Here is a 213-nt window from a genome sequence, read left to right as displayed (position 1 = left end):
CAGCAGTCGCGCTGGCAGGAGCATGCCCACATCACGGGCGGGGGCACGGTGGTCACTGACCGTGAAACACAGGCGCTGACTCCCACGGCGAGTGGTGTTCGCCCGCTGGATAGCGATGCACGGCTGCCCTCTACGATTACGCAGGCCCTCGACCAGCGGGCTAGCGTGACAGACACGCCGATAGGTTTTATCCCGGTGACTCTCACGCTGCCA

General features: G+C 64.8%; 1 protein-coding gene. It reads left to right on the top strand.

What is annotated here, in order from left to right; translation table 11 throughout:
* Positions 1 to 213, top strand: a 213-nt coding sequence (locus tag HGT70_RS16520; RefSeq protein WP_214196587.1) for a hypothetical protein, incomplete at both ends; no start/stop codon positions are given.

It is taken from the genome of Rosenbergiella collisarenosi (assembly GCF_018494085.1).
Lineage (GTDB): Bacteria > Pseudomonadota > Gammaproteobacteria > Enterobacterales > Enterobacteriaceae > Rosenbergiella > Rosenbergiella collisarenosi.
The sequence above is the reverse complement of the archived record's forward strand: the minus strand, read 5'-3'. Positions and strand labels throughout refer to the sequence as shown.